Source organism: Caulobacter sp. GSs2 (assembly GCF_058680895.1).
On record NZ_JBZWJL010000003.1, the window covers coordinates 15,748 to 36,147 of the forward strand.

19 protein-coding genes are annotated in these 20,400 nt (G+C 65.3%); 16 read left to right on the forward strand and 3 right to left on the reverse strand.

The features are described from left to right. The first annotated feature begins 350 nt into the window (after positions 1-350). The 7 genes from ACW17Z_RS19930 (at position 351) to ACW17Z_RS19960 (ending at position 6,992) form a co-directional block, all read left to right on the forward strand. On the forward strand, positions 351-719 hold the full coding sequence (locus ACW17Z_RS19930) for a single-stranded DNA-binding protein (RefSeq protein WP_492058954.1): 369 nt from the start codon (positions 351-353) through the stop codon (positions 717-719). Between the two features lie 145 nt (positions 720-864). After that, on the forward strand, positions 865-1,671 hold the full coding sequence (locus ACW17Z_RS19935) for a type IV toxin-antitoxin system AbiEi family antitoxin domain-containing protein (protein ID WP_492058956.1): 807 nt from the start codon (positions 865-867) through the stop codon (positions 1,669-1,671). A 165-nt stretch (positions 1,672-1,836) separates the two neighbouring features. Continuing rightward, positions 1,837-2,802, forward strand: coding sequence for a replication initiator protein A (locus ACW17Z_RS19940; RefSeq protein ID WP_492058958.1), 966 nt, complete (start codon positions 1,837-1,839; stop codon positions 2,800-2,802). Positions 2,803-3,111: 309 nt separating this feature from the next. Further along, a complete protein-coding gene (locus ACW17Z_RS19945) occupies positions 3,112-4,317 on the forward strand; it encodes an AAA family ATPase (RefSeq protein WP_254837219.1) in 1,206 nt (401 codons plus the stop codon). Positions 4,318-4,329: 12 nt separating this feature from the next. Continuing rightward, on the forward strand, positions 4,330-5,361 hold the full coding sequence (locus tag ACW17Z_RS19950) for a ParB/RepB/Spo0J family partition protein (protein WP_492058960.1): 1,032 nt from the start codon (positions 4,330-4,332) through the stop codon (positions 5,359-5,361). Between the two features lie 231 nt (positions 5,362-5,592). Continuing rightward, complete coding sequence (locus ACW17Z_RS19955) at positions 5,593-6,144, forward strand: S26 family signal peptidase (RefSeq protein ID WP_492058962.1); 552 nt, start codon at positions 5,593-5,595, stop codon at positions 6,142-6,144. Between the two features lie 74 nt (positions 6,145-6,218). After that, a complete protein-coding gene (locus ACW17Z_RS19960; RefSeq protein ID WP_492058963.1) occupies positions 6,219-6,992 on the forward strand; it encodes a cell wall hydrolase in 774 nt (257 codons plus the stop codon). Here ACW17Z_RS19960 and ACW17Z_RS19965 read toward each other — a convergent pair whose 3' ends face one another. Next, complete coding sequence (locus ACW17Z_RS19965; RefSeq protein ID WP_492058965.1) at positions 6,993-7,517, reverse strand: hypothetical protein; 525 nt, start codon at positions 7,515-7,517, stop codon at positions 6,993-6,995. 418 nt (positions 7,518-7,935) lie between these two features. Here ACW17Z_RS19965 and mobQ point away from each other — a divergent pair, with 418 nt between their 5' ends. Genes mobQ through trbB form a run of 3 tightly spaced genes read left to right on the forward strand, consistent with a single transcriptional unit; the run spans position 7,936 to position 12,448 of the window. Next, a complete protein-coding gene (mobQ, locus tag ACW17Z_RS19970) occupies positions 7,936-9,432 on the forward strand; it encodes a MobQ family relaxase (RefSeq protein WP_492058967.1) in 1,497 nt (498 codons plus the stop codon). A gap of 15 nt (positions 9,433-9,447) precedes the next feature. Continuing rightward, on the forward strand, positions 9,448-11,442 hold the full coding sequence (locus tag ACW17Z_RS19975; RefSeq protein ID WP_492058968.1) for a type IV secretory system conjugative DNA transfer family protein: 1,995 nt from the start codon (positions 9,448-9,450) through the stop codon (positions 11,440-11,442). A gap of 43 nt (positions 11,443-11,485) precedes the next feature. Then, positions 11,486-12,448: a P-type conjugative transfer ATPase TrbB gene (trbB, locus tag ACW17Z_RS19980; RefSeq protein WP_492058970.1), complete on the forward strand. Its 963-nt coding sequence runs from the start codon at positions 11,486-11,488 to the stop codon at positions 12,446-12,448. A 281-nt stretch (positions 12,449-12,729) separates the two neighbouring features. On the opposite strand, the gene ACW17Z_RS19985 is transcribed toward trbB, so the two are convergent. Together ACW17Z_RS19985 and ACW17Z_RS19990 are read right to left on the reverse strand one after the other, a co-directional pair. Further along, positions 12,730-13,221: a PIN domain-containing protein gene (locus ACW17Z_RS19985; RefSeq protein ID WP_492058972.1), complete on the reverse strand. Its 492-nt coding sequence runs from the start codon at positions 13,219-13,221 to the stop codon at positions 12,730-12,732. Between the two features lie 4 nt (positions 13,222-13,225). Next, positions 13,226-14,290, reverse strand: coding sequence for a helix-turn-helix domain-containing protein (locus ACW17Z_RS19990; RefSeq protein WP_492058974.1), 1,065 nt, complete (start codon positions 14,288-14,290; stop codon positions 13,226-13,228). Positions 14,291-14,465: 175 nt separating this feature from the next. Between ACW17Z_RS19990 and ACW17Z_RS19995 the strand changes: the two genes are divergently transcribed. The 6 genes from ACW17Z_RS19995 (at position 14,466) to ACW17Z_RS20020 (ending at position 20,285) form a co-directional block, all read left to right on the forward strand. Next, positions 14,466-15,410, forward strand: a complete 945-nt coding sequence (locus ACW17Z_RS19995; protein ID WP_492058975.1) for a CBASS oligonucleotide cyclase — start codon at positions 14,466-14,468, stop codon at positions 15,408-15,410. 3 nt (positions 15,411-15,413) lie between these two features. Further along, positions 15,414-15,914, forward strand: coding sequence for an HORMA-1 domain-containing protein (locus ACW17Z_RS20000; RefSeq protein WP_492058977.1), 501 nt, complete (start codon positions 15,414-15,416; stop codon positions 15,912-15,914). Then, positions 15,911-16,807, forward strand: a complete 897-nt coding sequence (locus ACW17Z_RS20005; RefSeq protein ID WP_492058979.1) for an AAA family ATPase — start codon at positions 15,911-15,913, stop codon at positions 16,805-16,807. Before ACW17Z_RS20000 ends, ACW17Z_RS20005 begins: the two co-directional genes overlap by 4 nt. Beyond that, the gene (locus ACW17Z_RS20010) at positions 16,807-17,976 is read left to right on the forward strand and encodes a hypothetical protein (protein ID WP_492058981.1); all 1,170 of its coding nucleotides are present in this window, start codon (positions 16,807-16,809) and stop codon (positions 17,974-17,976) included. Before ACW17Z_RS20005 ends, ACW17Z_RS20010 begins: the two co-directional genes overlap by 1 nt. Continuing rightward, positions 17,973-18,533, forward strand: a complete 561-nt coding sequence (locus ACW17Z_RS20015) for a 3'-5' exonuclease (RefSeq protein WP_492058982.1) — start codon at positions 17,973-17,975, stop codon at positions 18,531-18,533. Before ACW17Z_RS20010 ends, ACW17Z_RS20015 begins: the two co-directional genes overlap by 4 nt. Before the next feature lie 330 nt (positions 18,534-18,863). Beyond that, positions 18,864-20,285, forward strand: a complete 1,422-nt coding sequence (locus tag ACW17Z_RS20020; protein WP_492058984.1) for a phospholipase effector Tle1 domain-containing protein — start codon at positions 18,864-18,866, stop codon at positions 20,283-20,285. Positions 20,286-20,400: the final 115 nt, after the last annotated feature.

Sequence of the window (20,400 nt, forward strand, 5' to 3'; positions counted from 1 at the left end):
CAGAGGCGTCGGCGAGCGGCGACTCTTGCCTTGTGTTGAACGATCCGCGTCGCCCCGTGCCCTCGTGGTCCTTGTTCTGATCATCTCCAAGCCGTTGTGACGCCCGGCGGGCTGCGGTCCGCGCGATCAATCACTTCAACCTAGGTCGGGGCGGTCCAGGTCAAAGCCGACCCCGCTGCGCGTGGCGGACCGGATGGACCCTCCGGCCTTCCTCCGCGGCGCTCCGTGCAGGCCGGTTTCCAACCAATCCGGGCTTTGGCCAGTCCCTCTTCCCCGCCCTTGCAGGTCGCGTGATCGCGGCAGGGACCGCGAGCCGCCGGGATTTCCCTGGCGGCAGATGGAGAAAGACGATGCTGAACAAGGTCCAATTGATCGGTTTCACCGGAGCCGAAGCGGAAATTCGCACCACTTCAGGCGGCAAGAAGGTCGCCACCCTGCGGGTCGCCACCAACCGCTACACGAAGGCGGGCGGCGAGCGGAAGGACTACACGACTTGGCACCAGGTCGAGATCTGGAACCAGGGTACGGTGGGCTGGCTCGGGTCCAAGGGGCTGCCGAAGGGCTCGAAGGTGTTCGTCGAAGGGGAGATCCGGCACGACCGCTACACCGACAAGGACGGTGTGGAACGGTTCTTCTCCAAGGTCGTGGTGGCCACGCCGCAGCACGAACTGCGGTCGCTGGATCGGCCTGAAGCCGCTCCGGCCTCCGAGGAGGAGTAGCTTGAGCGCCCGCCCGGTTCGCCGGGCGGGCTCTTAGCCTTGGTTCGGAATCGCCGTAAGTCGCTCACCTTGAGTTGGCGAATTTGACGCCTGTTAAACCCGGCGGGTTTACAACGGCGTCAAAACGCGCACTGTGGGTTGGCGAATGGACGGAAAACTAAACCAACTTCAGCGCCTTTTGCCCGATGGCCTCCTGGCGGACGCCCGTTGGCTGCAGCGCCATGGCTACTCACGAAGCCTCGTCGCCAAGTATGTCAAAAGCGGCTGGCTTCAGGCGCCCGTCCGGGGGGCCTATCAGCGCGCCGGCGACACATCCGACCAGGCCCTCTCGGCCATTGCGGTCGTCTTGTCGCTCCAGCGTTTGCGCCCTCCCCTCCTCGCGGTCTGTGGCCGGACGGCTTTGGAACTGCTGGGGCTCGGCCACTATGGCGCTCCTGACGAGCCGACCCCGCTCCACCTCTGCGGCGCCGCGCCGCCGCCCGTCTGGGCACGCAGGCTCTTGGGGCCCGGGCTGGCCTATCACCGGCCGACCTTGTTCACGGCCGACCCGCTTCTCGCCGACGATCCGCAGGCCGGCGGGTTCGAGCGACACTTCACGCACCCTTCGGCAGGTGGCCTGGAGACCCAGCTTATCGTCTCGACGCCGGAGCGAGCCCTACTGGAGGTCCTGGACCTCGTCCCGCAGGTCGCCTCCTTCCACGAGGCCGACGTCCTGATGCAGGGCCTGTCATCCCTCAGCCCACGGCGGCTCTATGCGCTCCTGGCCGACTGTCGGAGCGTCAAGGTCAAGCGTCTCGCGCTATGGTTCGCCGATCGCCACGGCCATGCCTGGGCGAGCCGCCTCGAGCGGGGCGCCATTGACCTTGGCAGCGGCAAGCGTGTCCTTGAGCCCGGCGGGCGCCTCGACAGCACCTACAACATCACCGTTCCGCGCGAGATGGGGGACGCATGACCGCGTCCCTCCACTCAGGCCCAGAAAGCCGCGCAGGCAGGGCGCCTTCGGGCGCTGCTCCGGCGGGGCCCGCAGCGGGCGTTTTCGGAGAAGTTGCCAATTGGCAACTTCTGGGGTCGAGGCCCCTGCCCTTCCCCAAGATCGTCGCTCGTGGTGGGGTTGGTGATGTCTAAGCGCGCGATTCGACAGCAGGAGTTCGATCTGTTCGTCCCTCGGATGAACAGCCTGCCGCTGAAGGATCAGCGCGAGGTCATGGAGCGACCGTTCTTCTCGCTGTCGAAGCGCAAGCGCCTGAAGCCGATCGAATACACCAGCCCCGACGGCGAGGTCTGGGTCCACGTCAGCGCCAACCCCGCCTTCGGCATCGCCACCATCTGGGACGCCGACATCCTGATCTGGGCGACCTCACGCATCAACCAGATGCGGGAGGCCGGCGAGAACGACCTGCCCCGGACCCTGCACACCACGACCTACGATCTGCTCAAGGCGATCAAGCGCGACACGGGCGGCAAGGGTTATCGAGAACTCCAGGCCGCTCTTCAGCGGCTGGAGGCCACGACGATCCAGACCTCGATCCGGGGGACCAAGCGCAACACCAAGGCGCAGTTCGGCTGGCTCGACGAGTGGATGCTGGAGTCGGACGCGGTCACCGGCGCCCCGAAGGGCCTGACCCTCACCTTGTCCAACTGGGTCTATGAGGGGGTCATCAAGGACCGGTCGCTGCTGACGCTGCACGCCGACTATTTCGCCCTCTCCGGCGGTGTCGAGCGCGCCATCTACCGGATCGCCCGCAAGCACGCCGGCGACCAGGCGTCGGGCTGGACGTGCCGGGTGAGCGTGCTGCACGACAAGACCGGCAGTGAGAGCCCGCTGAAGCAGTTCAACTACCTGCTCAAGCGGATCGTCGCCGCCAACGACCTGCCCGAATACGACGTCAGTTTCGTCAACGCCGCGGACAACTCGCCGGCCGTCCATTTCATCCGCCGCGACGCCGCCGAGCGCGCCGCGATCAAGGCGGATCTGGCTCGCCTGGCCGCTGATTCGGAACGCCGGACCCGCGAGGACGCCCGAACGCTCGCCGTCGATGGCATGTTTGAGAAGCGCAGGGTTCCACCCTCGGGGGAACGGTGACCTATTCCACGGGGGATCGGTGACCTCGGGCACGGGGTTTCAGTGACCTTAGGCTCGGGGTATTGGTGACCACGGCTTTTCGGAAACCCCTGTAGCGTATGGGTTTTCTGAGCGTTTCTCGACCTCTAACTCTGTCTAACCTTGTCCCTAAGAAATTCTCTAACGGGGCGGGGCGGACAGGCTGGCTTGCCGTCGCTTTGAACCATGAGGGTTCAAGCTCGGCGCGCTGTTAACTCATTCTTCATTGTATCCGACCGAAAACTTGGCAAATTCCAGCTATCTCGTTGGATATTTGCAAAGGAGGAGGCCATGGCGAAACTTGCACTCGCGGAAAGTGCGGTCTCTGGACCCGTCCTCCTCGACGCCATGACGGCGCTCAGCGACCGCGCCCATGACGTCATCACCCGCCTGCGGGCCACGGTGTTCGCGCCCGGCGAGGAGAAGATCGTCGATCTGCGCTTCACGATCACCAAGGCCGCCGAAATGGTGGGCCGGACCTCTGAAGCGATCCGCCAAGCCGAGGCCGATGGCCGCCTCCCCGCCCCCAGGCTTAGCGCCTCGAAGAGGCGGGAAGGCTACAGCCTGGCCGAGATCAACCATATGCGCGATGTCTTTGGGACTCGGCCACGTCGTGGGCCCGAGGATCCGCCGATCGTCCTGGCGGTTCAGAACTTCAAGGGCGGCGTCGGCAAGAGCACCCTCACCTGCCATGTCGCGCAGTACCTCGCGCTCAAGGGCTACCGGGTCGCGGTGATCGATTGCGACAGCCAGGCGAGCACCACGACCATCTTTGGGTTCAATCCCGACATCGACATCGATGACGAGGAGACCCTCCTCCCCTTCTTCCGTCACGGCGGAGAGCCGGACCTCAAGTATGGCCTGCGGGCTACCGCTTGGCCGGGCATCGATCTGATCCCCGCTAACCTCGGGCTATACCAAGCGGAATATGAGGCGGCGGCGCGCCTTCGCGGGAATCCTGACGCCCTGGACCGCCTGCGTCGCGGCGTCGAGGGTATGGCCGTCGACTATGACGTGGTCCTACTGGATCCGCCGCCGGCGCTGGGGATGCTGTCGCTGGCGGTGTTGCGCGCCGCCAACGCCCTTTTGATCCCGACGCCACCTTCGACCGTGGACTTTGCCTCGACCGCCCACTTCCTGCGGATGATCGTGGAGACCCTGGAGGTCATGCAGAACCATCTGGGCGCGCGGGGCTATCATTTCCTCCGCGTCGTCGCGACCAAGGTCGATGAGGGCAAGAGCGCCCACACCCAGATCCGCGACATGATGGAGGCGGTGTTTGGCGCCGACATGCTGTCGGCCTCGCTGCTCGACTCCGCCGAGATCGACAATGCCAATGTGCAGCTGCGCACCGTCTATGAGCTGACGGGTCCGGCGACGAAGACCTATGAGCGCTGCCGAAACAACCTCGACCGCCTGAATGGCGAGATCGAGCTTCTGATCCGCAAGGCATGGCCCAGCCATCGGCCGGACCTTCGCCGGCTGGGTTTAGGGTAGGGGAGGGCGGTCATGGCATCCACCACAGGCAAGAACCGCTCCATCCTCGCGGGCCTGGTGGCCCCTGCGGTCACTGAAACCCCGACGCTGGAGCGCGGCGCGCCCGCGACCGAGCGCTTGACCACGCGGCTGACCGGGCTTGCCCGTGTCACTGCCGGCGACATCAAGGAAAAGACCCTCAAGCTGGTTGATCCAGCCCGATGCCGGATGTGGGAGCGGCACAATCGCCGCTACGACCTGCTCAACGAGAGCGTCTGCGGTGATCTTCTTGAAAGCCTTCGCTCCCAGGGGGAGCAGGAGTTTCCCGCGATCGTGCGGCGGGTCGAGGGTGACCCGGACTACGATTTCGAGGTCATTTGCGGCGCACGCCGCCACTGGGCGGTTAGCTACCTCAAGAATGTCGAGCATCGCGATATCCGCTACCTCGTCGAGGAGCGCGAACTCACCGATGAACAGGCCTTCCGTCTGGCCGACGTTGAGAACCGGTCACGCAAGGACATCAGCGACTACGAGCGGGCCCTGGACTACCGCCACGCCGTTGAAACCTTCTACGGCGGCACCGCGCAGCGGATGGCTGAGCGGCTGGAAGTGCCAAAGGCCTGGCTGTCGCGCTTTCTCGACCTCGCCAAGCTGCCGACCGACGTCGTCGAGGCCTTCGGCGATGTGCGGCAACTCCGCGAGAACCATGCCCGCGAACTCAAACCCCTACTGGCTGACGGCGCGTCGCGCCCTCGGGTGATGGCCGAGGCTAAGCGCCTGGGGGTTCAGCAAGCGGAAATGATCGCCAAGGGCCAAGGGCCTTTGGACGCCCCGAAGGTCCTGGCGCTCCTGAAGCGGGCCGCGGCGGGTGACGCGAAACCTGCGGCCAAGGCGGGCAAGCCGGTCACGGCCGTGATCAACGCAGCGGGCGCGACCCTCTTCACCCTGGCGCGCAAGGGGTCGAAGAAGGTGGTCCTGGAACTGGCGCTTGATGCCGACGCCAGCAACGCGGATTTCGCCGAGGCCTTCCAGCGCGAGCTGGTCCGGATGCGCCCCAAGGGCTGAAGTTGCCAATTGGCAACTTCCGGATTCTGGGTCCTAAGCGGGCGCCTCGACCCCTCCGATGTCGCCGAGTTGCCAATTGGCAACTTCTGCAAATCGTCGGGGTATCAGTGACCGGCCGGCGCCCGAGAGGGCGTCCGAAGCCCACAAACACCGGGCATAAGCCACATCTTGGCCTGAAGCGCTGACGAGCCTGTGGCTCGGTTGCGAGCGCGAAGGCAAGGCCAAGTCAGCATGAGAAAATCGTCCGTCCGCCCGGCGAGGGGGCTGACCCCCGCCTTGGCGGCGTGGGCGATTCTTCCTGTCGCCGCCGCGGCGGTCCTCGCCGCCAGCCTGCCGCAGCCGGCGCTGCTCTGGAACCGCAGTCCAAGCGAGCCTTTGGGGCTCTATGTCCGCACCCTGGGGCATCCCGCCCGTGGCGCGATCATCGCTTTCCAGGCGCCCGCGCCGGCCTTTCCCTACGCCGATGGGCAGATGGATTACCTGCGCCGGATTCCAATCCTGAAGGCGATAGCCGCCGGGGAGGGCGATCACGTCTGCACCGTTGGCGGGACGCTGACGATCAACGGGATCCGTCGCGCGCCGGTGCTCACCCATGACAGCCGGGGTGTGGGTCTGCCCCGCTGGGCCGGTTGCCGCGCGATGGCGCGCGGAGAGTTCTTCGTGTTCTCCGATCGCATCCCGAACAGCTTCGACAGCCGCTATTTCGGGCCGGTGACGACGCGCGAGATCCTCGGCGTCTTTCGGCCGCTGAGCCCCTCAACTCACTCCTCTGGAGACCGATGATGGATCCTGCGGCCCTTGCTGCTCTTTGCGCCCTTCTGGCCCGGGGCGAGACGGCTCAGCCCGTCCCAACCGGCGTGAACTGCCCAGGGGTGTATGCCCCCGCCACGCAGCTCGCCGGAGCCACTCCGCCGGCCCGGTCCCTGGCCACGCTGGTCTCCTCGACCGATGCGCGGGAGGCCATCGCGCGGGTCGCCTATGCCGAGGCCGCGAACCAGGGCGACAGTGGCCTGGCGGGCGTCGTCTACACGATCATCAATCGCCTCGCCGATGGCCGCTGGGGCGGGTCGGTCGAGGCGGTCGTCAATGCCCGGCGGCAGTTCGAGCCGGTGATGCGTGCGGGGGGAAGCTGGCGCAGCCTGCCGGCGGTCTCGGAGGCCCGGCAGGCGCGGATCGACACGATCATCAACCTGGCCCTGGAGGGCCGCCTACCTGATCCGACCAATGGCGCCAGGTTCTTCCAGAACCCGCAGATCGTGGCCGGCCGTGCGGCCCGCGGCGAGGTCTCGGCTGGTCTGGTGAACTTCGGGGGCGCCCCGCCTTCGGCGGTGATCGGCGCGCATAGCTTCTACGTGGAAGCGGGCAGGGGAGGGGGCTCGACGCCCGGCGCCGGCCGGTCGGCCGCAGCGCCTCGTGGCCGTGCGGCATCCGACCCTTGGCAGTCCGCCGGCGGCGCGATCTTCGCGGGCGAGAACCGGGCCCTCGTGGCTCCTGCCGCCGCCGCCGTGGCGGCGCCTACGGAGACCCCGGACGGGGCAGGCGAGGGCGGTGATCGCCGGCCCCAACCGGCCGATGGCGCCCATGCGATCTTCGTTCGCCAGGACGGGACAGTGACCGCGTGGCGGCAGTGATCACGCTGCCTGCCAAGAGCCATCGAGGTCGGCATAGTCCGCATCGACGTCGCTGGGCAGGAAGCTCGTGACCGGCTCGTCGGCCATCGCCGACTGCGCCATCAGATCGAAGTCCGGAAGGGTTTCACCTTCGGCCTGGAGGGCGCTCTCGGGGCTCTCTTCAACGTCGCCTCCGGGGCGCAGCGAGAGCGGCACATTGCCCAGCAGCTCGCGCACGGTGAGGCGGTCGCGGATGCCCTCCACGCGGCGGTCGATGATGTCGACCAGGCGCGCGAGGAGCTCGGCGTCACCGGCCAGAAGATCGTCGCCGGCCTCGGCCAACAGCGCGCCGCCGATGATGATCTTGGCGCGGGTTTCCCGCTTGCGCTGGTTGATCGACCACAGGGCTTCGAGCCGTTCGACACGGGCCTTGAGCACCAGGAAGCGCTGCTCGTCGTCCGCGATATCTTCGAGCGGCGTGGCGTGGCGGCGGCGATGCACGCCGTCATGGCCAGCATCGCGAAGCGCGCTTTCAAGCTCGTCCAATCGGAGCTTCAGCGCGTCTTCTTCTGAGACCCGCCGACCCTGCTCGCGGTCCTCCGTCCGGGCGATCCACAGCTCGCGCCGTTGCTCCTTCTGCGCCTCAGTTCGCGGGCGATATTTCGACGGGCGAGTGTTTCTTCGACGCTTATCGACCGTGGTCATGGCGCACACCGTAGTTGTCGTAAAAGCCTCTAACGGCCTAAACCTACCAATAACGCCCGTCATGGTCTATCCATGGCAGAACAGTAATTACGGACAATGGCGCATATACGGGTTGGTTGGGCTACGCCCACCAACCCTGCGGCCAGGCTCCGCCCGGCACCCTCAAGCCCCCCGACGGCCTGTCCGGCCTTGGAGCCTTGAGCCAAGGGCGCAGCCCTTAGCGATCCAGCCGGCAGCGCCGGCCGAGGGGAGGGAAGAGATGGCGTCGTTCCTTTGCCAGGTGCAGACAATCCAGCGTTCAGCGGGCCGCTCGGTTGTGGCCGCCGCGGCTTACCGGTCAGGCGACCGGCTGGTGGATGAGCGCCTGGCGATGGAGTTCGACTTCGCCGCCAAGGACGGCATCGAGCACGCGGAGATCCTGGCGCCCGCCGGTGCGCCTCCAGCCTTCCGGGACCGCGAGGTGCTGTGGAATGCGGCCGAGGCGCAGGAGTCGCGGAAGGACGCCGTGCCGGCCCGGGAGCTGCTCCTGGCCCTGCCGCACGAATTGACCTTCGAGCAGCGGCGCGATCTCGTCAGAGCCTTCGTTTCTGAGCACCTGGTGGGCCAGGGGATGATCGCCGATGTAGCGATGCACCGGCCTGGAAAAGAGGGCGATCAGCGCAATTTCCACGCCCATGTGCTGGTCACGACGCGCTCTGTCGGACCCGCCGGGTTCGGGCGAAAGCCGCCGGAATGGTGGAGCCCCCAGGCGGTGGTCAAGTGGCGCGCGGCGTGGGCCGAAACGCAGAACCAGCACCTGCGCCGACACCTTGGCCCAGACGCCCCGCAAGTCTCGCATCTGTCCCTCGCCGAGCGGGGCCTGGATCGCGAGCCGGGTGTCCACCTTGGACCCACGGCTTCGGCCTTGGAGCGCAAGAACATCGCCTCTGAACGGGGCGAGCAGAACCGCGACACGGCCGCGCATAACCGCAAGCGGGCAGAGCTTCGGCGGGACTTTCAGGAGACCGCCGATCGGCTTGTTGAAGCCGTGCCCCTGATCTCGGTGCCGGTCGCCAAACTGGTCCACGAGGCCGAGCAGATGCGGGTGCGCATGGTCGCCGAGCGGGATGGTTGGGCGGCTGAGCGGGCAGGCTTGGGCGGGCCGAAGATCGAAACCGCCGGGCAGATCGAGAGGGCGCTGACGGCGGAGGCGGCCCGTGAGCGTGCGATTGCCAAGGCCCGGCTCGCCCGCGTCGAAGGGCGCGTCGCCGGGTTGCGGTCCAAGCGGTTGAACCTGGTCCAATGGGTGCGCAATCCGGCCCGGATGATCTGGGCGAAACACGCCGAACTGAACGCCATTGCACGGGCGCGCTCGGCGCTCCGGCGGGCTGACCTCCAGCTTGAGGTTCGTGCGTCCTGGGCACGTTCGCCGCAGGGCCAGGCCTATGTGGCGGCGCGGCGGGGACCGCAGCTCGAGACCGCGGCGGACGTCGCTCGTCGCAAGCGGACCCTGGAGCGGAAAGTCAAACGCGCGGACAAGCGGATCGCCGGCGCCACGCGGACTTTCAACGACCTGCGGGTCGCCCAGGCGCTGGGGCAGGGCGAGCTTCGTGTGCCGGCCAAAGTTCCCGACGAAACCCGTTTCATCCGCGACATCGGCGGGCCCGCGCGGGAGGCGGTGATGCGCTTCCCGGCGCCGGCGCGCCAACAGGCCGTTGAGCGGCTCAACCGAGGACTGGGGCGCGTCATCGGACGTGGCTTCATTCCGGGCTCTTAGTGCAGGAGAGGGACGATGAACGCCTCAACGCGCGCCGCGATCATCCTGCCGTTGGCGGCCCTGTCGATCCTTCTCGGCCTGACGCTGGCCACCCAGATGGTGGCGCAGACCTACGGTTATCCGCGCGAGTTTGGGGCCGGCGCCTTCGACCTCGGGACGGTGCGGGTCTATGCGCCCTGGTCCTTCGTCGGCTGGTACATGCGCTTCCAACCGAGCTATCCGAAGCCGTTCGATCTGGCGGGCTTGGCCGCCCTGACCGTCGCAATGGCGCCGGTGATGTTGGCGGCGCTGCTGACCCGCCGATCGCAGCGCGAGCCCAAGGCTTTTGGCCGGGACGCCTGGGCTGACGTCGATGACGTACGGAGGGCCAAACTCTTTGGCCCGGGCGGACAAACCAGCGGTCAGATCAGCGGCCGGGTGCTCGGGCGTTTCAATGGCCGATACCTGACCTATGGCGGGATCGAGCACGCGATCATCGTGGGCGCGTCGCGGAGCGGGAAGGGGGCCGGGCATGTGGTCCCGACCCTGATCGCCTGGCCGCACAGCGCCTTCATCTATGATCGCAAGGGCGAGCTTTGGCACATCACCGCCGATCACCGGAAGACGTTCAGTCACGTCTTCTATTTCTCCCCGACCGACCCCAACACCGTCCGCTGGAATCCGCTGTTCGAGGTCCGCAAGGGGCCGATGGAGATCGCCGATATCCAGAACGTGGTAGGGATCCTGGTCGATCCGTTGGGCCGCAAAGCCGGCGACCTGAACTTCTGGGACCAGAGCGCGACGGACTTCTTCACCGCGATCATCCTGCACGTTCTCTACAGCGAGGCGGACACCAAGAAGAACCTGGCCCAGGTCCGGCGGCTGCTGATCAACATCGAGCCGACCCTGCACGCGATGATGAACACCCAGCACCGCTGGCGGCCGGACTATCATGCGGCGGACGGGCTCGCGCGGGACGCCAAGGGCGCGCCGATCGCGGAGATCCACCCCGAGGTCCTGCTGGGGGCGACGGCGCTCTCGACCATGGACGAGCGCGTGAAATCCAATGTCCTGGCCACCTGCCGGGCGTCGCTGTCGCTGTGGGCGGACCCTTTGGTGGAGTACGCGACCAGCTGGTCGGACTTCTCCATCGGCGACTTGGTCTGCTCCGAGGCGCCGGTGTCTTTCTACATCATCACGCCGCAGGCCCACGCCGACCGCCTGGCGTTCCTGGTGCGGGTGTTCACGCGCCAGACCATCAACAGCCTGATGGAGCATGAGCATTTCGACAGCCGCCGCCGGCGCAAGCTGCACCGGCTCCTGCTGCTGCTCGACGAGTTCCCAAAGCTCGGCAGTCTTCCCTTCCTGGAAAACGCGATGGGCGAGATGGCCGGCTATGGGATCACCGCCCACCTGATCTGCCAGAGCTTTAACGACGTGTTCTCCAAGTACGGGGACAAGACGCCGCTGTTCGACAACATGCACATCACGGCGTGCTTCGCGACCTCGGAGCCCACCAGCATCGACAAGGTGACGCGCCGGGCGGGCAAGGCGCTGGAGATGCGCGAGAGCTACAGCGATCCGCGCAGCCTTTTTGGGCGCGCGAACCGTTCGACCTCCCAGTCCGAGCAGCAGCGCTACATCCTCTCCGAGGAGGACGTGCGCGGCCTGGACGACAGGAAGCAGTTCCTGTTCGTCAACAACACCAAGCCGATCCTGGCCGACAAGATTCGCTACTACGAGGAGCCGTTCTTCAAGGCGCGGACGGGCGACTACTTCAACGGCGTGCCCGCGGCCTATGAGCAGCGCCCAGAGGCCGCCGACCTGCCTGGGCGGGCCTCCATCGACTGGAAGGGTGTCAGGGCCGTTGTGGCGGCTCCTGAGGGCTTTGCGGGTGTCTCGCCGCCCCGAGCGCGCTCCGGGCCCGGGAAAGGCTCTGCGGACGCGCCTGAAGGGCATCTGACCGAGGATTACCTGGCGCCCCAGCCGATCGCCGCCCTGCGGCCCGGCGATGACGACGGGAGCCTGTAGTGGACCCTTCGCCCCCATCCAACCCAAGTCCGTGGAGAACGCCATGTCGCAGCATCATCCTGTCGTAACCGACCGCAAGGTCGCGGCCCTGCGCCAGGCGATGGGCCCGGTCATCGCCGGCGCCCTTGCCGAGCGTCTGGTCGTTGAGGTGATGGTCAATCCCGATGGCAAGATCTGGGTGGACCGGATCGGGGAGGGGAGGTCGTGGACGGGAGAACACCTTGCCGCGGCGGACGCCGACCGCATCCTGCGGCTGCTGGCCGACCACGCCGGCGAGGTGGTCACCCGTGATCACCCGAGGGTTAGCGCGACCTTGCCGCTCACCGGGGAGCGCTTCCAAGGGGCTTTCATGCCCGTGGTGTCCAGCCCGGCCTTCGCGATCCGCAAACGGCCGGAGGTGGTGTTCACTCTAGACGAGTATGTCGCCGGCGGGATGATGACCGAGGCCCAGGCGGCGATCATCCGGGCGGCGGCGGTCGCGCGGCAAAACATGTTGATCGTCGGCGGCACTGGATCGGGCAAGACGACCTTGGCCAACGCCATCCTGGCCGAACCCGCCTTCGCCGAGGATCGGGTGGTGCTGATCGAGGATACGGCCGAGCTGCAATGCTCCGCCGCGGACCAGATCCAGATGCTGACCAAACGGACGGAGCCGCAGGTCACCATGACCGACCTGGTCCGCGACACGCTGCGGCTGAGGCCCGACCGGATCATCATCGGCGAGGTGCGCGACGGCTCGGCGCTGGACCTGCTGAAGGCCTGGAATACGGGCCATCCCGGCGGCCTGGCGACCATCCATGCCAATAGCGCCGCGGAGGGCCTGACGCGGCTGGAGGATCTGATCGGGGAGGTGACCCAGCGGATTCCCTATCGGGCCATCACCCAGGCGATCAACCTGGTGATCCATATCGCCCGCGCGCCGGCCGGGCGGCGGGTCCAGGAGGTCGCCCGCGTGACTGGCCGCGAGGGTGACGCCTACGTCCTGGAGGCTTGTGCCGAGGGGTAGGGGGCTCATTGGGGGGAAGGGTTTCCCCTGCGGTCGAGCCAATAGGTGTCTCGACCGACCCCTTCGAGCGGGGACACCCCGCAACGCCCCGGATTCGGAGAGCGGCCGGCGGGCGTGCTCGGTCCCGCCGCTGCGCGGCTCCTGCGGGTCCGCCCCTGACGGGCGCCTTTGGGGCGCCGCCGGCCGCTCGACGGCGAGTCCCGCCACGCGCGATGCGCGGGCTCCTTGCAGCCTTCATTTTAGTTACGCGCGGTCTCGTCCGAATCAGACGGGTTGCGACCCTATTCAGCGTATCGATCGAGGCGCTGGCGCACCTCAGCGGCTGGCAGCCGGCAACGGGGATGAGACGAGAGTGCGGTCAGGCCGGCGTGTAGTCTTGGCCGCGGCACATGCGATCCGGTTTCGAGCTGGTCGCAAATCCAAAGAACGCCATGAAAGGCCACCTGGCACTCCGCCGCGAGACGCCGAAGGCCGCCATCGCCTGTTAGCAAGGGCCACTGTCGACCCTCTGCGATGGCGAACGCGAAGGTGTCGGGCGTGGAGAGCTCCTTCCTTTCTCGACGAACCGTCGTGGCGCGCGTCAATTCGACCGACGTCAGCTCCTCGACCCGCAATCCGAGCGCAATGAGCCGATCGCCTAAGGCGCCTGCGAGTTCACGGCGGAATAGGAGATCGGGCACCGCAAATTCAAAGGGGAGGCGAAAGAGGTCGTCCAGCAGCGTTCCCCGCTCCAGGTCGATGATGACCGAGGTGTCGGAAACCAGGACAGCCATTGGACTATGCCGCCACCTGATCGAGACGGGCGTCCAGTTCGCGCGATGAGATGCCTAGGAGCTCGGCGGCGCGCGCTTCACCAATGACCCCTTCGGCCAGCGCGCGATAGCACAGGCGCTCGAACCGTCTGGGCTCCTCTAGCTCCGGCTTCATCCTGCCGGGTTCTTCGAATGGGTAGGCCCTCCAGCCTCGTTCCGCGAAGACGCGAAACAGCTTCGCAAAGGCCGCCTGGTTGATGATGCCCAAATCTTTGCACCGATAGGTCAGCGCCTGCAGGCTGACGCCGAACCGTTCCTTGAGCGCCACGAGCTCACCTAGGCTTAGCGATGATCGGCTAGCGCCGACCTCCGCGCGCAGCACATCTGCCGGCACCAGAAACGCACCCGCGAATCTGTGTGCGGCCTTCTCCTCATCGACGCCAGCGGCCACGCTCAGGACCATGTGGCCAAGCTCGTGCGCGAGGTTGAAGCGTTTCCTCTCCGACCAACTGCTGCGTTTTATTACGATGACGCGGGCCGCGTCTCGGCCTCGCCGCCGGACCTTAGCCGCCAGGCCGTCGATGTCATCGAGGTCAAGTGACATCACCTTCACGCCGCGTTCCTCAAGAAGTTCCGCGAGCTGAGGGATAGGGTCATTGCCCAGGCCCCAGTCGTCGCGCACCGAGCGGGCGGCGTCCTCGGCGTCCCTAAGGTCCCCGACGTGGTGTGGCGCGCTGCGTGGCTGCTCCCAGTCGACGCTGCGCAAATGCAGCAGGTCTTCGATCGCCAAGTAGCGTTCGAGCATGTGAATCGTGCGGGCTTCGAGCGTTGCTTCTTCACGCGCCGAGGATCCGGCTTTCTTCCGGAAGTCCACGCCCTCTAGGGCGATCTCATCCTCTGAAAGAAGGTAGTCTTCGGTCACGCCAAGCGAGTCGGCGAGGGCCATGAGCGCACGAGAGCCCGGCATGTCCTCATTGCGCTCATACTTGCCAATGGCCTGGGCAGACACCACCCCGCCCATCACCTCGGCCAGGCCACGGAGGGACAGCCCGGCCGCGGCGCGCGCGACCTTGATCTTGTGTCCAATCATCGTCCACCTCCTGCATCACGTCGGTTTACATATGGCGTATGTAGTGTGTTTTTTGTAAACCGATACCCTTGAAATCGGCTCTTAAGGGCTCCATATGAGCCTAGGCCCGAGAATGAGGCGACATTTTGTAAACCGCGCGATCGACCGATTGTCGGCAACGGAAAGGGGGCGTCAGGTGGCGTTGAGCAACACTGAACTGCGCTATTACGACGGCAACGTGCTGCGCCTGCCGGCCGACAAGCGCAAAGAATACCACGCCCAGGTCGACCGCCTGATCACCGAGTTGTGCAAGCGCGTCCGCGACAAGACCGAGATCAAGATCACCAAGGTGGTCAAGGCCGGGTCGTTCGCGAAATACACCATTCTGCGCAAGACCGCGGTCGACCCGGTCGATGTCGATGTGGTGTTCTACATCTCGGGCCGTGACATCAATCACGAGACCCTCAAGAGCATCAACGACCAGATCTATGACCTGCTGATCAAGATCTACCCGACCAAGTCGGTCGAGGATTTCGAGATCCAGCGCAAGGCGGCGACGGTGACGTTCGTCGGCAGCGGCCTCAGCGTCGACATCGTCCCGGTCATCGAGGACCCGAACCAGGCTGGCTATGGCTGGCAGTTCGACATCCATGATGGCTCGAAGGTCCAGACCTGCGCGCCGTGTCAGATCAAGTTCGTTCGCGACCGCAAGGACCAGGACAAGGACTTCCGCACGTTGGTGCGGATGGCCAAGAAATGGCGAAACCACGCGGGGATCAAACCCCTCAAATCCTTCGTCATCGAACTGATCATGGCCCACGTTCTGGCCGAACAGGGCGCCGACGGCTCGATCGAGCAACGGTTCCGGAACTTCCTGCTCTACATCGCCCAGTCGGGGCTCAAGGACGAAATCCGGTTCCCCGAAAACGTGGCCCCCTTCACCGTCTTCACCGATCCCGTTGTGATCCTCGACCCCGTCTACAGCCGCAACAACGTCGCTAGCCGGATCAGCGAGGCTGAGCGCCTTGAGATTGTGGCGGCGGCGACTGAGGCTTGGGAGACCGCGAACTTCGCCTCGGCCGACAACGACAACGACGTCTGGAAGGAAATCTTCGGGCCTCGCTTCAAAACGGAGGAATAGGCGATGACCCAGACCCGCACCGCCTCAGCCACCGCGACCTACACCGTTCTCGACATTGAGAAGGTGGTTCGCCGCGTGAAAGCCGACCTGGCCATGATTGCCGATAGCACTGGCGGGTGGACGCCGGAGAAGGCTGCTCACTACGCACACGACGTCGAGGCGCTGGCGAAGGCCGGATACCTCGACTACGTCGATGTCACGCTGCTGAGCAACGGCGTCGAGGTGATGGCCACCCGCTTTGATGTCGATACCGACGCTGGCGGATTGACGTCCAGTCGGCCCGGAGGGGTCCTCTGGCCAAAGGTGACGTCGCCCCACCTGCGAATTGTCCTCGGTTATTCGAGCAACTACACCGCCACGGCGAAGGCGGCCTTCAAGGGCCAGCTCAAAATCAACTGGTCGCCGACCGACGCTGACACCAGCCATAGCGGCCTGAGTTCGGCCGGCGGCCGCGACTACGCGAGCAACACCTACGGAATGCAGCGAAGGGACTGGGCCGCGTGAGCCAGACGTCGATCTTTGACAGTGAAACGCCCCTGCCGGACGAAGGGCTGGCGCGCCGGGAGAAGACCTTGCTGGGTTTCGGCACGCGCTATGCCCGCGTCCACGATCAGCTGCGGCTGCTACTGAATGTCGGCCAACTGGCCAGCTGGAACCGGCAACACCACGGCGGCCGGCTGGCCCTTTGCGATCTTGTCGCCGAGCAATATCCGCTGGTGATCTTCCATGGCGACGTCGGCACCGGCAAGACGGCCATGGCGGAGTGCATGGCCAATCGGCTTGTGGCCGAAGCGCGAAGCGAAGACTCGATCCTCTTCAAGCTCAGCAACCGGGTCCGCGGCAGCGGCATGGTGGGCGAGATGGGCACCCTAATCGCTGAAGCGTTCAAGAAGGTGGTGGCGTCGGCCGGCAAGCACCGCCGAGCCATCCTGATCATCGATGAGGGGGACAGCCTCGCGGCCGCGCGGTCGCAGCAGCACAGCCACCACGAGGATAAGGTGGCGGTAAACACGCTGATCCAATGCGTCGATGACCTTCGCCAATACGGCGGTCGTATCGTGGTCTTTCTGTGCACCAACCGTTTGTCGGTCGTTGACGCCGCTTTGCAACGACGCGCCGCGATCATGGAGGAATTCCGCAGGCCTTCCGACGAAGAACGCCGCCAACTCCTGTCGATGGATCTGGATGCCTTGTCTCTCAGCCCGGCCCAGATCGGCCAATTGGTGACCGCGACGGGTCCGCGGGTTGGCCAGCCGGGCTGGACCTATTCCGATATCAGGACACGTCTTTATCCCGCAGCCCTGGCCAAGGCCTATCCCGACAGCGCCCTTCGGTTTGAGCATCTGCACACGGTGGCGACCACGCTCAAGGCCTCGCCGGTGATGGAGGATCGCTGATGGCCCGATCCCCGCTTCTCGGTCGGAGAATCCATATCGCCGGCAGCATCGTCGAGGACGTGGCTATCGCCACGGGGGATGACGTCAGGCTGGCGCGTGAGTTTGTCGTTGAGCTGGTGAAGGCTCTGGTCAGGCGCGGCGCCAATTTCGTCGTCCCCGTGGACGCCGAGCCCAAGCGAAAGGCCGATAGCCTGCCGATCTGTTTCGACTGGCTCATTTGGCAGACCCTGCGGGACAACCTCATCCATCGCCCAGCCGGTGTCCCCGGGCCGATGGCGATCGCGGTCCAGCACCATAAGAGCGAGGACCAGATCCCGGCGGAATTTGTCGACCTGTGGGACGACCTTCGGGGCAATCTCGCCCTCGTTCAGATCGAGAACGCGGCCCACTGGAACATGGCCAGCAAGCGCATGGAGGCTCAAGCCCGGTCGGGCGACATCCTTATCGCCTTGGGTGGAACGGAAGGCGTCCTCTTCCTCGCCAACCTGTACCACGATGGCGGCAAGCCGATTGTCCCGCTGAACCTGCCCCTTTGTCCGGAAAGCACGGGCGCACGGCGCCTCTATAACTTTGGCCTCACAAGCCACCAGACCCGGCGACTTTTCCAGATCGCGGACGATGGTGACGCGCACCATTGGCTGAACCGCATTCGCTTTCCGGCCCGACAGGCGACTTCGGACCGCGTCAACGATCTGATCGAACTGCTTGAAGCCCTGGAGCCGCCTCGGGCGTTCGCCGTGCGGATGCTGAACCCCGATCTGCCGGAATACGCCGCGGTCCAGAACTTCTTCGACACGGTCGTGCGGCCGGTGATCGAGGGCGAACTGGGGTATCGGCTGGTCGTCGTCGATGGTCGCCAAGCATACGATCACGCGCGCATCGACGAAGAGATTTTCGCCAAGCTACACCGGAGCAGCGTCGTGCTGGCTGACATCACCGGCGCCAGGCCTAACTGCTTTCTAGAACTCGGCTACGCCCTGGGTCGCGGCCTGCCGACAATGGTGACCGTCCAGCAGGGCGCCAGCTTGCCATTCGATATTACGACACTGTCTGGCCTGCACTGGTCGACGGAGGGCTCCGCCGAAGATCGGCGCCGCGCGTTTCGCGAACACTGGAGGGCGATCCGCAACCGGCCGCCGCTCGTCCCTGTGGAGCCGCTGATCTCATGACCCACAAGCCAGAAATCTACATTTCGGTTGATGTCGAAACCGCCGGCCCCATCCCTGGCGAGTACAGCCTGTTGTCGATCGGCGCTTGCGACGTGGACGATGAATCCAGGTCCTTCAGCATCGAGCTGAAGCCCATCAACACCAACGCCGACCCCAAGGCGCTGGAGGTGACAGGCCTATCCCTCGATGAGTTGGCGATCCGAGGCGAAACGCCCGAGGCGGCCATGGCCGCGTTCGGCGCCTGGGCCCGTTCGCTCGCCGATGAAGAGCGCTCCCTCGTGTTCGTGGGGTTCAACGCGCCCTTCGACTGGTCCTTTGTGAATTACTATTTCCATCGCTTCACGGGCGGAAACCCGTTCGGCTTCACCGCGCTCGACATCAAGGCGCTGTATATGGGCGCCACCGGCAGCACCTGGGCTGACACCCGCTCGAGCCAGGTGGCCAAGCATCTGGCGCCGGTGAGCCGCGGCGATCACGATGCCCTGCACGACGCAAAGTACCAGGCTGAGCTATTCAGGTTGGTGCGTGCGCTCACTTCAAAGAGCGACCTGCCTTGACCGGTTGCGGACGGGCGTGGGGCGCTTGGCTGGTGCGCTCGCCGTTGAGCCAGCGCTGAGCGGCCGCTGGCCTGCCTGACAGTCGGCTGGGGAACTGGTCAGCTTAGATAGAAGTAGACTCCGGCCGTCGAGATTCCGGCGGCGATAGCCGTCAGAGCCGGCCGAAAGGTCGTAGCTAGCGCTAGACCCTGAATGAATGCGGTGCAGGTTTCACCTTCACTCTGCAATGACGCTGCCAGGGTTACCGTTCGATCTTTGTTCCGTGTCCGAGATTATGGTAAAGCTAGATCTGACTGGCGATACGAGTCGCTCGCGCAGCCTGAGGTGGCCATGAAACGCCTAGTGTTTTGCTTTGATGGGACGAGCAACACGCTCGCGACCGAGACCCCTACCAACGTCGCGATCACAGCGTCCAGCATCCGCAATAGCGCGCCCGACGGACCTCAGATCGTCTACTACGACGAGGGCGTTGGAAGCACCAAACAGGACAAGCTGGTCGGCGGCGCATTCGGCCACGGCCTCTACGACAACGTCATGGATGCCTACAAATTCCTGGTGTTCAACTACGAGCCTCACGATGAGATTTTTATCTTCGGCTTCTCACGGGGAGCCTACACCGCGCGCTCGTTCGCGGGCCTGATTCATAATCTCGGGGTGGTGAGCAGCTGCTTCGCGGACAAGATCGCCGTTGCGACATCCCTCTATCGGCAACGCCGTAACGCCCCGCCGACCTTCTTTGACGATCTGAAGGCGTTTCGGCAGCAGTTCGTCCCCGACTGCTGCGCTAATCCGGAAGACGCGGCATGGCGAAAGGCGAACGATCCGCTGTTCGACGATGCCAAGGCGCCGATCGTTCAGATCAAATATATCGGGGTCTGGGACACGGTAAAGACGTTGGGGTCAGCCCTGCTGGGGGATCAAGACGGCGATGGTGAGGCGGATGACGAGGAGTTCCACGACCACAATCTCTATCCTTCTGTGGACTCCGCCCGGCATGCGGTTGCGCTCGATGAGCGCCGTGGAAAGTTCGACGTTACGCTCTGGGACAATGTCGATGAGCTAAACATCGCAAAAGGCTTCAAGGCTGACGATCCCGAGCGTCCGTATCAACAGGTCTGGTTCCCGGGCACGCATGGCTCTGTCGGCGGCGGCGGCGACGTTCGAGGCTTGTCGGACGAGGCGCTGGAATGGATCTGGGAGGGCGCCAAGAAGGCGCACCTGCGCTTTGATTCAACGTCGATCTCGAGGATCTATGGCATCCGGCCCGACGTCCTCGCCAAGAACGACAACACCGAGAAGTTCAACTGGAATCCAAAGTCTATCGTGATGCGCTTTCTGCCGCCTATTATTCACCGACAGGGACCCCGCAGCATGCACGAGGTGTCTAGGTCCGCTCTTGTCAGATGGGCGGCGCCGGAAGGGGCTACGCCGGACCGCGACCTCTATCGTCCGAAGCCGCTGGATGACTTGAAGGGTCAGTTGGATGAAGCGGCGCGTGAGTTCGAGCCCTGGATGTATGCGACCCGAGGAGCGTACGTTGCAGATGGTGTTCAGTTGCCTGCTACCGTCTCGGCTGCCGGGCATGAGTTTCGCCGACACAGGATCGGGCCAAACCAAAGTCTAGCTGACATCAGCGAGCATTACTTCCAGAGCAAGGGACGGGTCGCCGATATCCTGGCCGCAAACCGGACGACGATCCTTGATCCGGATCGGTACAACGCCGGTCAAATCATCAACATCCCCATGGCTTAAGCGACGACCGGGTAGGAAGGCTTTCCCAGCGTCAGAGCCTAGGTCTCTGGCCGACCTCTTCTGTGACGGCCGCCTTTCGGCGCCGCCGGCCGCTCGACGGCGCTTCCCGCCGAGC